Raw genomic sequence first — 15,546 nt, forward strand, 5'->3', positions numbered from 1 at the left:
GATCAGCCGCGACAAGACAGGTTTGAGGGCTCAAAGCCATGATGCAACCAAAGAAGACCAAGTTCCGAAAGGCGCATAAGGGCCGTATTCACGGCGTTGCGTCCTCGGGCGCGACGCTGGCCTTCGGCCAGTTCGGGCTGAAGGCGATGGAGCCGGATCGCGTCACCGCGCGCCAGATCGAGGCCGCCCGTCGTGCCTTGACCCGTCACATGAAGCGCGCCGGCCGCGTCTGGATCCGCGTGTTCCCGGATCTCCCGGTGTCGAAGAAGCCGGCTGAAGTCCGCATGGGCTCCGGCAAGGGCTCGCCTGAATTGTGGGTGGCCCGCGTCAAGCCGGGCCGGGTGATGTTCGAGATCGACGGCGTGAGCAACCAGATCGCGCGCGAGGCGCTGCTGCTGGCGGCCGCCAAGCTGCCGATCAAGACGCGCTTCGTCGAGCGCATTGCGGAGTAATGGTCATGGCCGAGATGAAGATTGCCGACATTCGCGCGATGAGCCCCGATCAGATGGACGATGCGATCGTCAACCTGAAGAAGGAGCGCTTCAACCTGCGCTTCCAGCGTGCCACCGGGCAGCTGGAGAACACCGCGCGGCTGCGTGAGGCGCGCCGCGACATCGCCCGTATCAAGACCATCGCCGCGCAGCAGCGCGCCAAGACGAAGTAAGAGGCTCGACATGCCGAAACGGACCCTTCAGGGCGTCGTCGTCAGCGACAAGCAGGCCAAGACGATCGTTGTGCGCGTCGACCGGCGCTTCACCCACCCGATCTACAAGAAGACCATCCGCCGCTCGAAGAACTACCACGCCCACGACGAGAACAACGAGTTCAAGCCGGGCGACATGGTGTGGATCGAGGAGAGCAAGCCGATCTCGAAGCTCAAGCGCTGGACCGTGGTCCGGGGCGAGCACAAGAAAACCGCCTGAGGCGCGGACCGCGGCCCTCGTCGAAGAGGGCCCGTTTCGCTTTCGGGATCAAACAAGGCGCAGCTTTCCTGCGCAGCAGATGAAGAGGACGAGGTGCATCAATGATTCAGATGCAGACCAACCTCGACGTGGCCGATAATTCCGGCGCACGCCGTGTCATGTGTATCAAGGTGCTGGGCGGCTCGAAGCGCCGCTATGCCACCGTCGGCGACATCATCGTGGTGTCGATCAAGGAAGCCATTCCGCGTGGCAAGGTGAAGAAGGGCGACGTCATGAAAGCCGTCGTGGTGCGCGTCCGCAAGGACATCCGCCGCGCCGACGGCTCGGTGATCCGCTTCGACCGCAATGCGGCCGTCCTGATCAACAACCAGTCGGAGCCGGTCGGCACCCGTATCTTCGGGCCGGTGCCGCGCGAGCTGCGCGCCAAGAACCACATGAAGATCATTTCGCTTGCGCCGGAGGTGCTGTGATGGCTGCCAAGATCCGCAAGGGCGACAAGGTGATCGTCCTGACCGGTCGCGACAAGGGTCGCACCGGCGAGGTGTTCGAGGTGCGTCCCGACGAGGGGACGGCGCTGGTGCGGGGCATCAACCTGGTGAAGCGTCACCAGAAGCAGACCCAGAACCAGGAGGGCGGCATCATCAGCAAGGAGTCGCCGATCCAGCTGTCGAACGTCGCTTATGTCGGCAAGGACGGCAAGCCGACGCGCATCGGATTCAAGATTCAGGCGGACGGCAAGAAGGTCCGCGTTGCCAAGAGCTCGGGAGTTGAGATCGATGGCTGAGACTGCTTACACCCCGCGCCTCCGCACGGAATACGACCGCACGATCAAGAGCCAGCTGACCGAGAAGTTCGGCTACGCCAACGTCATGCAGGTGCCGCGGCTCGACAAGGTCGTGCTCAACATGGGCATCGGCGAGGCCGTGAACGACCGTAAGAAGGCGGAAACCGCCGCGGCCGACCTGTCGCTGATCGCCGGCCAGAAGGCGGTCGTGACCTACTCGCGCGTCGCCATCGCGACCTTCAAGCTGCGCGAGAACCAGCCGATCGGCTGCAAGGTCACCTTGCGCAAGACGAAGATGTACGAGTTCATCGACCGCCTGATCAACGTCGCGCTGCCGCGCGTCCGCGACTTCCGCGGCCTGAACCCGAAGAGCTTCGACGGCCGCGGCAACTATTCGCTCGGCATCAAGGAGCACATCATTTTCCCCGAGATCGACTTCGACAAGGCCGGGGAGAGCTGGGGCATGGACATCACGGTGTGCACCACCGCGACGACCGACGACGAGGCCCGTGCCCTTCTGACCGCATTCAATTTCCCGTTCCGGCAGTGAGCAGCTGACTTCAAGCTTCTCAAACGCGGATACCCAGGAGCCAAGCATGGCAAAGAAGAGTTCAATCGAGAAGAACAACCGGCGCAAGCGGATGGCGAAGAACGCCGCCCCGAAGCGCGCCCGGTTGAAGGCGATCATCGCCGACAAGTCCAAGCCGATGGAGGAGCGCTTTGCCGCGACCCTGAAGCTGGCCGAGATGCCGCGCAATTCGTCGGCGACTCGCATCCGCAACCGGTGCGAGCTGACGGGCCGGCCGCGGTCGAACTACCGCAAGAACAAGCTGAGCCGCATCGCGCTGCGCGAGCTCGGGTCCAAGGGCCTGGTTCCGGGCCTCGTGAAGTCGAGCTGGTAAGGAGGGTCGCACCATGTCAACGCACGATCCCATCAGCGATCTGATCACCCGCATCCGCAACGCGCAGATGCGCTCGAAGTCGAAGGTCTCGACGCCTGGCTCGAAGATGCGCGCCAGCGTGCTCGAGGTGCTGAAGTCCGAAGGCTACATCCGTGGCTATGCCACGCTGGAGCATCCGTCGGGCCGGAGCGAGATCGAGATCGAGCTGAAATATTTCGACGGCGAGCCCGTGATCCGCGAGATCGAGCGCGTCTCCAAGCCCGGCCGCCGCGTCTACACCTCGGTGAAGAATCTGCCGCGTGTGAACAACGGGCTCGGAATTTCTGTTTTGTCGACGCCGAAGGGAATCATGGCCGACCACAGCGCGCGTGACGCGAATGTCGGCGGTGAAGTTCTCTTCACGGTGTTCTGAGAAGGATTGAGCCATGTCACGTATTGGCAAGAAGCCTGTGGCGGTGCCGTCCGGAGTGACGGCCTCCGTCGACGGACAGACCGTCAAGATGAAGGGGCCGAAGGGCCAGCTTCAGTTCATCGTTCATGACGACGTGGACGTGAAGTTCGAGAACGGCCAGGTCAAGGTTGCCCCGCGTTCCGAGACCAAGCGCGCCCGGTCGCTGTACGGCACCGCGCGCGCCCAGATCGCCAACCTGGTCGAAGGCGTGACCAAGGGCTTCGAGAAGAAGCTCGAGATCACCGGCGTCGGCTACCGCGCCGCGATGCAGGGCAAGAACCTGCAGCTAGCGCTCGGCTACAGCCACGATGTCGTCTACCAGATCCCGGAGGGCATCACCATCGCGGTGCCGAAGCCGACCGAGATCACGGTCACGGGCATCGACCCGCAGCGCGTCGGCCAGGTGGCCGCTGAAATCCGCGCCTACCGGCCGCCGGAGCCCTATAAGGGCAAGGGCGTGAAGTACGCGGGTGAATTCATCTTCCGCAAGGAAGGCAAGAAGAAGTAACGGAGCCGGACATGTCGAGAGCCAAGGTTACGAATGCCCGGCGCAAGCAGCGCGTGAGGCTGTCGCTGCGCCGCTCCGCCGGCGGCCGTCCGCGTCTGTCGGTGTTCCGCTCGTCGAAGCACATCTACGCTCAGGTCATCGACGATCAGAAGGGCGAGACGCTCGCCTCCGCGTCGTCGATGGAGAAGGAGATGCGCTCGGCCGGCAACACCGGTGCCGACATCGACGCGGCGAAGGCGGTGGGCAAGCTGCTCGCCGAGCGCGCGGTGAAGGCGGGGATCAAGGAAGTCGTGTTCGATCGCGGCGGCTATCTCTATCACGGGCGCGTCAAGGCGCTGGCCGACGCGGCGCGCGAGAGCGGGCTGAGCTTCTAACATCAATGGATATGGGCGTCAGAGCCCCTCAGAAGATTGGATAGCACCATGGCAGGTGAACGGGAACGAGGCGGTCGCGATCGCAAGGAGCGCGAGGAGCGCGACAGCGAGTTCGTCGACAAGCTCGTCCACATCAACCGAGTCGCGAAGGTCGTGAAGGGCGGTAAGCGCTTTGGCTTTGCGGCGCTCGTCGTGATCGGCGATCAGAAGGGCCGGGTCGGGTTCGGCCACGGCAAGGCACGTGAGGTTCCGGAGGCGATCCGCAAGGCGACCGACTCCGCCAAGCGCAACCTGACCCGGGTCGCGCTGCGTGAGGGCCGCACCCTGCACCACGACATCTTCGGTCGTCACGGCGCAGGTCGCGTCTATCTGCGTGCGGCTCCGGCCGGTACCGGCATCATCGCCGGCGGCCCGATGCGCGCCGTGTTCGAGACGCTGGGCATCCAGGACGTGGTGGCGAAGTCGATCGGCTCGTCCAACCCGTACAACATGGTGCGCGCGACCTTCAACGCGCTGAAGCACCAGGATAGCCCGCGCTCGGTCGCCGCGCGCCGCAACATCAAGGTGTCGACCCTGCAGGCCCGCCGCGTCGGTGGCGATGCCGAAGCCGCCGCCGACTAAGGTTGGGCCGACTAACGAACGCGCGCCGTCCGCTGGATGGCGCAACTCGGAGTGAACACGATGGCTAGCGCCAAGACGATCAAGATCGAGCAGATCGGCAGCCCGATCCGCCGGCATCACTCGCAGCGCGAGACGCTGATCGGGTTGAAGCTCAACAAGATCGGCCGCGTGACCGAGCTGCCGGATACGCCGGCGGTCCGCGGCATGATCACCAAGGTTCATCATCTCGTCCGCATCGTCGACGAGAAGTAAGGAGAAGGGCGATGAAGCTCAGCGATATCGCCGACAACGCCGGCGCGCGCAAGAAGCGCATGCGCGTCGGCCGCGGCATCGGCTCCGGCAAGGGCAAGACCTCGGGCCGTGGCGGCAAGGGCCAGACCGCGCGCTCCGGCGTGCGCATCAAGGGCTTCGAGGGCGGTCAGATGCCGATGCATCGCCGCCTGCCGAAGCGCGGCTTCAACAACATCTTCGCGCTCGATTTCGTCGAGATCAATCTCGACCGGATCCAGCAGGCGATCGATGCCAAGAAGCTGGACGCCGGCAGCGTGATCAACGCCGAGTCCCTCGTGAAGTCCGGTGCGCTGCGCCGCGCCAAGGACGGCGTGCGCCTGCTCGGCCGCGGCGAGCTCAAGGCCAAGATCAACATCGAGGTGCATGGCGCCTCGAAGTCGGCGATTGCGGCGGTCGAGAAGGCCGGCGGCACCGTCAAGCTCCTGGCGCCAGCCAAGGACGAAGGCGAGGCGGCGTAACATCTGCGTCATTGCCCTGCCGCCGGCGCATGCCGGAGAGGGCAGGGCAATGGACAGAACGCGCCCGCGCACCAGATAATATCCGGCGTCTGCCCAGCCCTGCGAGCCCTCGTGGGGCCCAGTGCGGTGAAGAAGGGCGGCGGGAGAAAGCTAGATATGGCCTCAGCAGCGGAACAACTGGCGGCAAACCTCAATTTCGGCGCGCTTGCGAAGGCCGATGAGCTGAAGAAGCGCATCTGGTTCACCCTCGGCGCGCTGCTGGTCTACCGCCTCGGCACCTACATTCCGCTGCCGGGCATCGACCCGAACATCTGGGACTCGGTGTTCCGCACGCAGGCCGGCGGCATTCTCGGCATGTTCAACATGTTCGCCGGCGGCGGCATCCACCGCATGGCGATCTTCGCGCTGAATATCATGCCGTACATCTCGGCATCGATCATCATTCAGCTGCTCACCACCGTCTCGCCCCAGCTCGAAGCCCTCAAGAAAGAGGGTGAGGCTGGCCGCAAGATGTTGAATCAATACACCCGCTATCTGACGGTGATTCTTGCTGCCGTGCAGTCCTACGGCATCGCCGTCGGCCTCGAAGGCGCGGGCAACGTCGTCGCCGATCCCGGCCTGTTCTTCCGCCTCTCCACCGCGATCACGCTGACCGGCGGCACCATGTTCCTGATGTGGCTCGGTGAGCAGATCACCTCGCGCGGCATCGGCAACGGCATCTCGCTGATCATCCTGTCCGGCATCGTGGCCGAGCTGCCCTCGGCGCTTGCCAACATGCTCGAGCTCGGCCGTCAGGGCGCGCTGTCGACCGGCCTGATCCTGATCGTCATCGTGATGGCCGTCGCCGTGATCGCCTTCATCGTGTTCGTGGAGCGCGCCCAGCGCCGGCTCCTGATCCAGTATCCGAAGCGCCAGGTCGGCAACAAGATGTTCGAGGGCCAGTCCTCGCATCTGCCGCTGAAGCTGAACACCTCGGGCGTGATCCCGCCGATCTTTGCCTCGTCGCTGCTGCTGCTGCCGACCACGGTCGCCAATTTCAACGCCGGCAAGGGACCCGAGTGGTTCCAGTGGATCACGACGCAGCTCGGTCATGGCCGGCCGCTGTTCCTGGTGCTGTATCTGGCGCTGATTCTGTTCTTTGCCTTCTTCTACACCGCGATCGTGTTCAACCCGACCGAGACCGCCGACAACCTGAAGAAGCATGGCGGATTCATCCCCGGCATCAGGCCGGGCGAGCGCACCGCGGAATATATCGATTACGTGCTGTCGCGGATCACCGTGCTCGGCGCCATCTATCTGGCGATCGTGTGTCTGATCCCGGAAATTCTGATTTCCTACGCTTCCGTCCCGTTCTACTTTGGTGGCACTTCGCTTCTGATCGTGGTCAGCGTTACGATGGATACCGTGGCGCAGGTTCAGGGTTATCTGCTCGCCCATCAGTATGAGGGGCTGATCAGGAAGTCGAAGCTGCGGGGGCGCCGCCGCGGATAGCGGCGGATCGCGGCCCGGGAACCACCAAGCCAAGAACAAGGTGTGCGGGAGGGTCGCTCACCGTGTGCCGGGGGGCGAAATTCGATGAGACTCATTCTTCTGGGGCCGCCCGGTTCGGGCAAGGGAACGCAGGCGCAGCGCCTGGTGCAGCAATATGGCATCGTTCAGCTGTCGACCGGCGACATGCTGCGTGCCGCGGTGGCGGCGCAGACGCCGATCGGGCTGAAGGCCAAGGACATCATGGCGGCGGGTGGCCTTGTCCCGGACGAGGTCGTGGTCGGCATCATTGCCGACCGGATCGAGCAGCCGGACGCCGCCAATGGTTTCATCCTCGATGGCTTCCCGCGCACGGTGCCGCAGGCGGAGGCGCTGGATGCGCTGCTGAAGCAGAAGCAGATGAAGCTCGACGCGGTGATCGAACTCCGGGTCAATGAAGGCGTGCTGCTTGAGCGCGTCGAGCGCCGGGCCGCCGAGACCCGCGCGCGCGGCGAGGCTGTGCGGGCCGATGATACGCCGGAGGTCCTGACCAAGCGCCTGGCCAGCTACCGCGACCAGACCGAGCCCCTGATCCACTATTATTCGGACCATCGGATGCTGGCGACCGTCGACGGCATGATGCCGATCGAGCAGGTCACCGAGGAGATCGGACGGATCCTGGCCGCCGTTGGCAAGTCCAGCGGGAGCCGGGCGGCCAAAAAGGCGAACCCGGCCAAGCGCAGTGCCAAGGCTCGGGGCAAGACCGCGCCGGCAAAATCGGCCAAAAAGGCTCCGAGGGCGCCTGCACCGGCGAAAAAGGCCGCAAAGACAGCAAAAAAGGCCGCAAAGACTGCGAAAAAGGGAGCAAAAGCGGCCCCCAAGAAAGCCTCCAAGGCTGCGAAGAAGGCCCCCAAGCCCGCTGCCAAGGCGACCCGGGGAACCCGGAAAACCTCTGCAAAGGCTGCAAAAAAGCGCGCCAAGAGGTGACCGAATCTTGTAGGGGCGGTTGACGACCGCCGTGTGAATCCATTAATAAGCCCGCATCCAAGTCGGATGGTTTTCCAAAGATGCCGGGCCCCACGAATCGAGGGGTGGGCGTCTTGTTCGCGTTTGCGGACACCTGCCCGAGATAGCGAGAACGAAGGCCGGTCCATCCTGGGATCGGTGACAGGAGAGAAGTCCGTGGCCCGTATTGCCGGTGTCAACATCCCGACCAACAAGCGCGTCCTGATCGCGCTCCAGTATATCCATGGCATCGGCCCGAAGATCGCGGGCGAGATCATTGACAAGGTCAAGATTGCCGAGGATCGCCGCGTCAACCAGCTGAGCGACCAGGAAGTCCTGCAGATCCGCGAAATCATCGACCGCGACTATGTTGTCGAGGGCGACCTGCGGCGCGAGACCGGCATCAACATCAAGCGTCTGATGGACCTCGGCTGCTATCGCGGCCTGCGCCATCGTCGTGGCCTGCCGGTGCGCGGCCAGCGCACCCACACCAATGCGCGCACGCGCAAGGGGCCGGCCAAGGCGATCGCCGGCAAGAAGAAGTAATTTGGCGAATTGCTGATAGCGGGTGGCGAGTAGGGGCAATCCCTATTCGCTACTCGCTATTCACCATTCGCCTTTCTGGTGTAGCCGCTGGCACTACGGCGGCGTTGAGATCTCGAGAAAGGTACTTATATGGCCAAGGAAGCCGCACGTGTCCGCCGTCGTGAGCGCAAGAACATCGCCTCCGGCGTCGCCCACGTGAATTCGTCGTTCAACAACACCACCATCACCATCACCGACGCGCAGGGCAACACCATTGCCTGGTCGTCGGCCGGCACGATGGGGTTCAAGGGATCGCGCAAGTCGACCCCGTATGCCGCGCAGGTCGCGGCGGAGGACGTGTCCAAGAAGGCTCAGGAACACGGCATGCGCACCCTCGAGGTCGAGGTTGCCGGCCCGGGTTCCGGCCGTGAATCGGCGCTCCGTGCGCTGCAGGCTGCGGGTTTCACCGTCACCTCGATCCGCGACGTGACGACGATCCCGCACAATGGTTGCCGCCCACGCAAGCGTCGGCGCGTCTAATCTGAAAGAGGCGGACAGCATGTCCGCCTCGTCGTGCTTTTGAGACATTTCGACTGCCGCGATCTGAAGCGCGGTTCTCCAACGCCAGTCAGTCAGATCCCATGACTGGCCCATGGGTGAAACAGTGACGATCCAGAAGAATTGGCAAGAATTGATTCGGCCGAACAAGCTCCAGGTCACGCCGGGCTCCGACGCGACCCGTTTCGCCACCGTGGTTGCCGAGCCGCTGGAGCGCGGTTTCGGGCAGACGCTCGGCAATGCGCTGCGCCGCATCCTGCTGTCGTCGCTGCAGGGCGCCGCCGTGCAGTCGGTGCATATCGACGGCGTGCTGCACGAGTTCTCCTCGATCGCTGGTGTCCGCGAGGACGTCACCGACATCGTGCTGAACATCAAGGACATCGCGATCAAGATGCAGGGCGAAGGCCCGAAGCGGATGGTCGTGAAGAAGCAGGGCCCGGGCGCCGTCACCGCCGGCGATATCCAGACCGTCGGCGACATCGTGGTGCTCAACCCTGACCTGCAGCTCTGCACGCTGGACGAGGGCGCAGAGATCCGCATGGAGTTCACGGTCGCCACCGGCAAGGGCTACGTCGCCGCCGACCGCAACCGCCCCGAGGACGCCCCGATCGGCCTGATCCCGGTCGACAGCCTGTTCTCTCCGGTCCGCAAGGTCTCCTACAAGGTCGAGAACACCCGCGAGGGCCAGATCCTCGACTACGACAAGCTGACCATGACGATCGAGACCAACGGCGCGATCACGCCGGAGGACGCGGTGGCCTATGCCGCCCGCATCCTGCAGGACCAGCTCAACGTCTTCGTCAACTTCGAAGAGCCGCGCAAGGAAGTCGCCCAGGAGATCATCCCGGACCTCGCCTTCAACCCAGCCTTCCTCAAGAAGGTGGACGAGCTCGAGCTGTCGGTACGTTCGGCGAACTGCCTGAAGAACGACAACATCGTCTACATCGGCGACCTCGTGCAGAAGTCGGAAGCGGAAATGCTGCGCACCCCGAACTTCGGCCGCAAGTCGCTGAACGAGATCAAGGAAGTGCTGGCCCAGATGGGTCTGCATCTCGGCATGGAAGTGCCGGGCTGGCCGCCGGAGAACATCGACGAGCTGGCCAAGCGCTTCGAGGATCATTACTGAGCATTCGTCATTCCGGGTTCGATGCTGCGCATCGCCCCGGAATGACGTCCACCACTCGGGCGAACGCAGGCAGCCCACCTGAGCAACATGTCCGACGAACCGTCGCGGCAGATAGAAATGAAGGACTAAGACAATGCGTCACGGCAAGGTTCATCGGAAGCTCAACCGCACCGCCGAGCATCGCAAGGCGATGTTCGCCAACATGTGCGCCGCGCTGATCAAGCACGAGCAGATCGTCACCACGCTGCCGAAGGCCAAGGAGCTGCGGCCGATCGTCGAGAAGCTCGTCACCCTCGGCAAGAAGGGCGGTCTCGCTTTGCGTCGGCAGGCGATCGCCGAGATGCGCGATGTCGACCAGGTCAAGAAGCTGTTCGACGTCCTGGCACCCCGCTACAAGGACCGCAACGGCGGCTACACCCGCATCATCAAGGCCGGCTTCCGCTACGGCGACAACGCCGCGATGGCCGTGATCGAGTTCGTCGATCGCGACGTCGATGCCAAGGGCCTGGACTCGGGTCCGGTCCAGGAGACCTCGGAAGCCGCGTAAGCGCAGCTCCGACCCGACGTTCAAAACGGCGCCTTCGGGCGCCGTTTTCATTTTGAGGTTCTGCAACCCGGATGACCGAAGCGACATCCGGGTTCGCCTTGCACAGCCGGTGTGGCACCGGATATCGCTTCGCTCATCCGGGCTACGATTGATCATAAGGGATCAGCGCTGCATGCCGCGCGTTGCGTTGGCGCGATGACGCCCCACATCCTTTCCTCCAGCACAACGGAGAGCTGCTCATGCACATCGACCTCTCGGGAAAGACCGCGCTCGTCACCGGTTCGACCGCCGGCATCGGTTTTGCCATCGCCAAGGGGCTTGCTGCGTCCGGCGCGGAGGTCGTCGTCAATGGTCGCAGCCAGGCCCGTGTCGATGCGGCCGTCGCGAAGCTGAAGCAGGCGGTTCCGGCGGCGAAGCTGCGCGGCGTCGCCGGCGATGTCGCTCAGATCGGCGGCTGCAACGCCATCGTCACCGCGCTGCCCGAGGTCGACATCCTCGTCAACAATGCCGGCATCTTCGAGCCGAAGGAGTTCTTCGACATTCCCGACGAGGACTGGAGCCGCTTCTTCGAGATCAACGTCATGTCCGGCGTGCGCATGGCGCGCGCCTACATGCAGGGCATGCTGAAGCGCAACTGGGGGCGCATCATCTTCATCTCCTCGGAGTCGGCGGTCAACATCCCGACCGAGATGATCCATTACGGCATGACCAAGACCGCGCAGCTCGCGGTCTCCCGCGGCCTCGCCAAACTGACCCGCGGCACCGGCGTGACCGTCAATGCAGTGCTGCCGGGACCGACGATGTCGGAAGGCGTCGAGACCTTCGTCAAGGATCTCGCCCGTCAGAACGGCCAGTCGGAGGAGGAGGCGGCCTCGTCTTTCGTCAAGCAGCACCGGCCGGCCTCGCTGCTGCAGCGCTTCGCCGGCGTTGACGAGATCGCCAACATGGTCGTCTACGCCGCCTCCAAGCAGGCCTCCGCCACGAACGGCGCCGCGCTGCGCGCCGAGGGCGGCATCCTCGACACTATCGCCTGAGGCCGGCCATGGCGGCTTACGTCATCTCCGAGGTCGAGGTGCGCGACATCGAGGCGATGGAACGCTATCGCACCCGCGCGGCGCACTCGATCGCGCAATATGGCGGGCGCTATCTGGTCCGCGGCGGGACCTCCGAGACGGTCGAAGGCGGCCCGCCGGCCAAGACCCTCATTATCGTCGAGTTCCCGTCGATGGCCCGGCTGCGAGAATGGTATGCGTCGGCCGAATACGCCGACGCCCTGGGCGAGCGCTGGAAGGTGCTGGACCGCCGGCTGATTTTCGTCGAGGGTGCTGCACCTGCGTAGAGAACGGACTCTGTTGCGCCCATGCTGACCATCACCCCCCGCCGCAGGCGTTGGCTCAAGCTGACCTCGGCGCGGTGGCAGCGGCGGGTGCTGTTCGTGGCCGGCGGCCTGGTGGTGGGCGCGGCGGCGGTGGCGCTGGCGGAGCTCGCCGACCTGGCCCAGCTCGCCTTCAACTGGCTGTTGTCGAAATCACGCTACGCCTCACTGATCGTGACGCCCGCCGGCTTCGCGCTGTCGGTCTATCTGACCCAGCGCTTCTTCCCGAACGCGCAAGGCAGCGGCATCCCGCAGGCCATCGCCGCGCGCCACCTGACGGACACGAGCGCGCGCAGCCCGCTGGTGTCGATCCGCATCGCCATCGGCAAGGTGCTGCTGACCCTGCTCGGGCTGCTGTGCGGCGGCTCGGTCGGCCGCGAGGGGCCGACCGTGCAGGTCGGCGCCTCCATCATGTTCGCGCTCGGCCGGCTGTCGCCGCGGCGGCAGCCGGGCTTGATCCTGGCCGGCGCCGCCGCCGGGGTCGCGGCCGCCTTCAACACGCCGCTGGCCGGCATCGTGTTCGGCATCGAGGAGATGAGCCGTGCCTTCGAGACGCGGACCTCGAGCCTCGTCATCGCCACCGTGATCGCCGCTGGCCTGACCTCGCTAGCCCTGATGGGCAATTACGCCTATTTCGGCACGACGCCGATCGCGCTCGGCAAGGGCATCGACTGGCTGGCGGTGCCCGTCTGCGGGGTCTTGGGCGGCGCCGCCGGCGGCCTGTTCAGCCGCATCCTGATCACGATGGCGCGCGGGCTGCCCGGGGCATCCGGCCGGCTCCTCAAGCGCCACCCGCTGCCGTTCGCGCTCGCCTGCGGCTTTGCCGTCGCGCTGTGCGGGCTGGCGTCAGGCGATACCATCTACGGCACCGGCTATGCCCAGGTGAAAGGGGCGCTGGAGACCGGCACGCCGCTGCCGGGCGATTTCGGCGTGCTGAAATTCCTCGCCACCACCTTTGCCGCGATCAGCGGCATTCCTGGCGGCATCTTCGCGCCGTCGCTCGCAGTCGGGGCGGGGATCGGCGCCAACGTCGCCAGCCTGTTCCAGCAGTCGCTACTGGCGCCGATCATGCTGCTCGGCATGGTCGCCTATTTCGCCGGCGTGGTGCAGGCGCCGATCACCGCCTTCGTCATCGTCACCGAGATGACCGACAACCACGCCATGGTGGTGCCGCTGATGATGGCCTCGCTGATCGCCTACGGCACCTCGCGTCTGATCTGCGAGGAGGGGCTCTATCACGCTCTCGCCAAGGGCTTCGTCGCCCGAGCTGAGACCAAGGCTGAGGCCGCGCAGGAGTCGAAGCAGGCCACAGCGCCGTCCTGACCAAGCGCTCATCCACCATGTTCGGAGCGCGCCGATAACGGCTGTCGGTTCAATCGCTTGATGGCAGATCCTGAGATCTGCCATCGGCTCGAAAGGGCTGCCGGCGGCCCCGTTGCCGGCGCCGCCGCGCAAGGTTCGTCGGCCTACTTCCTGAACGGATCCGGCCGCATCAGGAGCCGGCCGGAGATCGAGTTCGGCACCTCGTAGGGCGAGCCGATCGACAGCACGTGGCTCAGCGCGATCAGCCGGTTCGGCAGCTTGGCCGGCGGCGGTGTTTGGAACGAATAGGACGTCGGGTTGTGGCACAGGAAGCAGTTCAGCACGTTCTTGATCGGCGTGTTGTCGGCGTTCTGCACGAAGGTCTCGGCGGTGGCGTTGGCGAGATTGACCGATCCGACTGCGCTGGTCTGGTTGCTGTTCAGATTGTACGAGTTGGGGAGCATCCAGACGGTGCCGTCGAGGCTGTAGCTCGCGAAGGTCGATTGCGGGCCCTTCAGGCCGGAGAGAAAGCCCTGGGCTTGCGCCGTGATCGCGAAGATGTTGCCGACGCCGTTGGGCTGGTTCTCGCCGCCGGTCTGGTTCTCGAGCACGACGTTGGTCACCGGCGTCAGCTTCTGGGTCGCCGGATCGAGCCGCAGTTGCGGCCGGTTGGCGCCGGGCAGCGCCGCGATGTTGACCTGCGAGAACGGTGTACGGCCCTTGTAGAGCGTGTAGCTCTTCGGATCCGAGCGGCTCGCCGATGGCGCAAAGGTGTTGTCCGGCGTCTGCGGCGAGTTGTTCTTCAGCTCGAACGTGCCCCACAGGAATTCGGGGTGGTTCTCGGTGTAGCCGACCACGTGCAAGCCGATCAGGGCCACGGTCACCGTGACGAACTTGCCGGGCGTCGGGCGGATCGTGATCAGGCCGGGGGTGACGTTGTTCTCCAGCACCGGCACCTGTGCCTGGGTCGTATAGGCGCCCGCAGGCGGTGCCTGCCCGGGGTCGAGCCGCAGCCACGTCGCCTTGAACACCGCATCGCCCACGGCGAAGGATGAATCCGCCGGCTGGCTCTGGTAGCCGCCGGTCGCGATCAGGTTCTTGCGCGCCGTGTTGAAATAGCCCTGGTTCATGTGGACCGAGGCGTAGACGGGATAGCCGTTCTGCGCGACCAGCATGTTGCCGTCGGCTTCGACGATGGCGCCGGCGCCTTCGGTGAAGCCGGCCGTGCCGTGGAAGACCTGGGCACGGGCCGCCAGCGTCAGCGGGCGCGGCCGTGGTGCGCCGGCATTCTCGGCGTTGCCGAGCAGCTCGTCGGGCGTCGCCAAGGTCATGAACCGCGGCACGGCGGCGCCGGAGCCCGAGTCCTTCACCAGCGCTGTCGCCCAGACGAACGCCTCCCACGACCATTGATGGAAATTGCAGTCCGGCGTCGGGATGGTCTTGGTGTCGGAGGTGGGGAAGGCGGCGTCCGGCTTGAGATAATTGCCCAGTCCCTCCGACCAGCCGAAGGCCGGGCAGTTCTTCGCCGGCGGCGGCGGAGCAGCGCTGGCGGGGTTGAGAGCGCCGGCAAGGCCGCTCGCGGTGACGGTCGTCGCGAAAGTGAGCATGAGCCACTGAATCGTCTTCATGGCCGGTCTCCATTGATGTGCGCGCTGGGGCGGGCCGATGGTCGCCGCCATGCGTCGCAAATGATTGTTAAAAATGATTCATTCAAAAGTAGTGCGCGGCGAACATGCACCCAAAGGTGAGATTTGCAAGATCGGCAGCTCACGCAGTCCGCAATTTTTTTCGGACGCCCCTCGCGGCAGTGGAATGCGGCTCGCGGCAGCATTCGTCTTCACCAGCCGACACGGGCTGCAGTGTGAGCGCAGGCACGGTTGACACCACGGATCGCGTGCATCCTGGCGGCCGTTCGCTGGAGAAGTGCGGACAATGAGGTCTTCACGCCAGTGGACAGCAACCACAGGAGAGTGAAATGAAGTCCATCATGGCCGCTGCGTTGCTGCTCGCGTTGACGTCGGGCGCAAGCCTTGCGGGCACGCCGCTGATCGATGCACGGCAGCACAACCAGTCACATCGCATCTACAACGGCATCGCGAGCGGACGGCTGACCTATCCGGAGGCGCAGCAACTCGTCCGCGGTCAGATCCACGTCCAGAAGCTGGAAAACAAGGCCAAGGCGGACGGCGTGGTGACGCCGTTCGAGCGTGCCCGCATCAACGTCGCGCAATCCGTGCAGGGCGCGCGCATCTTCTGGAAGAAGCACAATTAGCCGCGCACGGCAGCTCGCTGGTGGCAAAGCGCCGCTTCGGCGGCGCTTTGCCACCAC

Annotated in this window: 24 protein-coding genes; 23 read left to right on the plus strand and 1 reads right to left on the minus strand. The window is 64.9% G+C overall.

From position 1 onward, the window contains the following. Positions 1–38: 38 nt before the first annotated feature. From rplP to QX048_RS27765, 22 genes are all read left to right on the plus strand, one after another. Positions 39–452, plus strand: a complete 414-nt coding sequence (gene rplP, locus QX048_RS27660) for a 50S ribosomal protein L16 (RefSeq protein ID WP_008963467.1) — start codon at positions 39–41, stop codon at positions 450–452. A gap of 5 nt (positions 453–457) precedes the next feature. Then, on the plus strand, positions 458–664 hold the full coding sequence (gene rpmC, locus QX048_RS27665; RefSeq protein ID WP_006611846.1) for a 50S ribosomal protein L29: 207 nt from the start codon (positions 458–460) through the stop codon (positions 662–664). 10 nt (positions 665–674) lie between these two features. Further along, the gene (gene rpsQ, locus QX048_RS27670; RefSeq protein WP_212358258.1) at positions 675–923 is read left to right on the plus strand and encodes a 30S ribosomal protein S17; all 249 of its coding nucleotides are present in this window, start codon (positions 675–677) and stop codon (positions 921–923) included. 101 nt (positions 924–1,024) lie between these two features. Further along, positions 1,025–1,393 carry a 50S ribosomal protein L14 gene (rplN, locus tag QX048_RS27675; protein WP_006611848.1) on the plus strand — a complete coding sequence of 123 codons (369 nt, stop codon included), beginning with the start codon at positions 1,025–1,027 and terminating at the stop codon, positions 1,391–1,393. After that, a complete protein-coding gene (gene rplX / locus QX048_RS27680; protein ID WP_315714561.1) occupies positions 1,393–1,707 on the plus strand; it encodes a 50S ribosomal protein L24 in 315 nt (104 codons plus the stop codon). Before rplN ends, rplX begins: the two co-directional genes overlap by 1 nt. Next, complete coding sequence (gene rplE, locus QX048_RS27685) at positions 1,700–2,257, plus strand: 50S ribosomal protein L5 (protein WP_172108070.1); 558 nt, start codon at positions 1,700–1,702, stop codon at positions 2,255–2,257. The genes rplX and rplE overlap by 8 nt, the downstream gene beginning before the upstream one ends. Before the next feature lie 46 nt (positions 2,258–2,303). Continuing rightward, positions 2,304–2,609 (plus strand): 30S ribosomal protein S14, encoded by a 306-nt coding sequence (gene rpsN, locus QX048_RS27690; RefSeq protein WP_315714560.1) that lies wholly within the window; start codon positions 2,304–2,306, stop codon positions 2,607–2,609. 13 nt (positions 2,610–2,622) lie between these two features. Further along, the gene (gene rpsH / locus QX048_RS27695) at positions 2,623–3,021 is read left to right on the plus strand and encodes a 30S ribosomal protein S8 (RefSeq protein WP_315714559.1); all 399 of its coding nucleotides are present in this window, start codon (positions 2,623–2,625) and stop codon (positions 3,019–3,021) included. 13 nt (positions 3,022–3,034) lie between these two features. Then, positions 3,035–3,568: a 50S ribosomal protein L6 gene (gene rplF / locus QX048_RS27700; protein ID WP_315714558.1), complete on the plus strand. Its 534-nt coding sequence runs from the start codon at positions 3,035–3,037 to the stop codon at positions 3,566–3,568. A gap of 11 nt (positions 3,569–3,579) precedes the next feature. Further along, complete coding sequence (gene rplR, locus QX048_RS27705; RefSeq protein WP_006611854.1) at positions 3,580–3,942, plus strand: 50S ribosomal protein L18; 363 nt, start codon at positions 3,580–3,582, stop codon at positions 3,940–3,942. A gap of 48 nt (positions 3,943–3,990) precedes the next feature. Beyond that, complete coding sequence (gene rpsE / locus QX048_RS27710; RefSeq protein WP_006611855.1) at positions 3,991–4,563, plus strand: 30S ribosomal protein S5; 573 nt, start codon at positions 3,991–3,993, stop codon at positions 4,561–4,563. 60 nt (positions 4,564–4,623) lie between these two features. After that, positions 4,624–4,815 (plus strand): 50S ribosomal protein L30, encoded by a 192-nt coding sequence (gene rpmD, locus QX048_RS27715; RefSeq protein WP_006611856.1) that lies wholly within the window; start codon positions 4,624–4,626, stop codon positions 4,813–4,815. 11 nt (positions 4,816–4,826) lie between these two features. Continuing rightward, complete coding sequence (gene rplO, locus QX048_RS27720) at positions 4,827–5,312, plus strand: 50S ribosomal protein L15 (RefSeq protein ID WP_009031841.1); 486 nt, start codon at positions 4,827–4,829, stop codon at positions 5,310–5,312. Positions 5,313–5,468: 156 nt separating this feature from the next. After that, on the plus strand, positions 5,469–6,803 hold the full coding sequence (secY, locus tag QX048_RS27725; RefSeq protein WP_315714557.1) for a preprotein translocase subunit SecY: 1,335 nt from the start codon (positions 5,469–5,471) through the stop codon (positions 6,801–6,803). Positions 6,804–6,887: 84 nt separating this feature from the next. Then, positions 6,888–7,766, plus strand: a complete 879-nt coding sequence (locus QX048_RS27730; RefSeq protein WP_315714556.1) for an adenylate kinase — start codon at positions 6,888–6,890, stop codon at positions 7,764–7,766. Positions 7,767–7,961: 195 nt separating this feature from the next. Further along, positions 7,962–8,330, plus strand: coding sequence for a 30S ribosomal protein S13 (gene rpsM, locus QX048_RS27735; RefSeq protein WP_315714555.1), 369 nt, complete (start codon positions 7,962–7,964; stop codon positions 8,328–8,330). Between the two features lie 129 nt (positions 8,331–8,459). After that, on the plus strand, positions 8,460–8,849 hold the full coding sequence (gene rpsK / locus QX048_RS27740) for a 30S ribosomal protein S11 (RefSeq protein WP_006611861.1): 390 nt from the start codon (positions 8,460–8,462) through the stop codon (positions 8,847–8,849). Between the two features lie 112 nt (positions 8,850–8,961). Then, positions 8,962–9,993, plus strand: coding sequence for a DNA-directed RNA polymerase subunit alpha (locus tag QX048_RS27745; protein WP_315714554.1), 1,032 nt, complete (start codon positions 8,962–8,964; stop codon positions 9,991–9,993). A gap of 133 nt (positions 9,994–10,126) precedes the next feature. Continuing rightward, positions 10,127–10,540 carry a 50S ribosomal protein L17 gene (gene rplQ / locus QX048_RS27750; protein ID WP_315754213.1) on the plus strand — a complete coding sequence of 138 codons (414 nt, stop codon included), beginning with the start codon at positions 10,127–10,129 and terminating at the stop codon, positions 10,538–10,540. Positions 10,541–10,779: 239 nt separating this feature from the next. Then, on the plus strand, positions 10,780–11,574 hold the full coding sequence (locus tag QX048_RS27755; RefSeq protein WP_315827335.1) for an SDR family oxidoreductase: 795 nt from the start codon (positions 10,780–10,782) through the stop codon (positions 11,572–11,574). Between the two features lie 8 nt (positions 11,575–11,582). Beyond that, on the plus strand, positions 11,583–11,879 hold the full coding sequence (locus QX048_RS27760; RefSeq protein WP_315827336.1) for a DUF1330 domain-containing protein: 297 nt from the start codon (positions 11,583–11,585) through the stop codon (positions 11,877–11,879). Positions 11,880–11,900: 21 nt separating this feature from the next. Continuing rightward, the gene (locus QX048_RS27765) at positions 11,901–13,238 is read left to right on the plus strand and encodes a chloride channel protein (RefSeq protein WP_315827337.1); all 1,338 of its coding nucleotides are present in this window, start codon (positions 11,901–11,903) and stop codon (positions 13,236–13,238) included. A gap of 143 nt (positions 13,239–13,381) precedes the next feature. On the opposite strand, the gene QX048_RS27770 is transcribed toward QX048_RS27765, so the two are convergent. Next, a complete protein-coding gene (locus QX048_RS27770; RefSeq protein WP_315714549.1) occupies positions 13,382–14,845 on the minus strand; it encodes a hypothetical protein in 1,464 nt (487 codons plus the stop codon). A 347-nt stretch (positions 14,846–15,192) separates the two neighbouring features. On the opposite strand from QX048_RS27770, the gene QX048_RS27775 reads away from it, so the two are divergent. Further along, a complete protein-coding gene (locus tag QX048_RS27775; protein WP_315749624.1) occupies positions 15,193–15,489 on the plus strand; it encodes a hypothetical protein in 297 nt (98 codons plus the stop codon). Positions 15,490–15,546 lie beyond the last annotated feature (57 nt).

This window comes from Bradyrhizobium sp. SZCCHNS30572, assembly GCF_032484415.1.
Classification (GTDB): domain Bacteria; phylum Pseudomonadota; class Alphaproteobacteria; order Rhizobiales; family Xanthobacteraceae; genus Bradyrhizobium.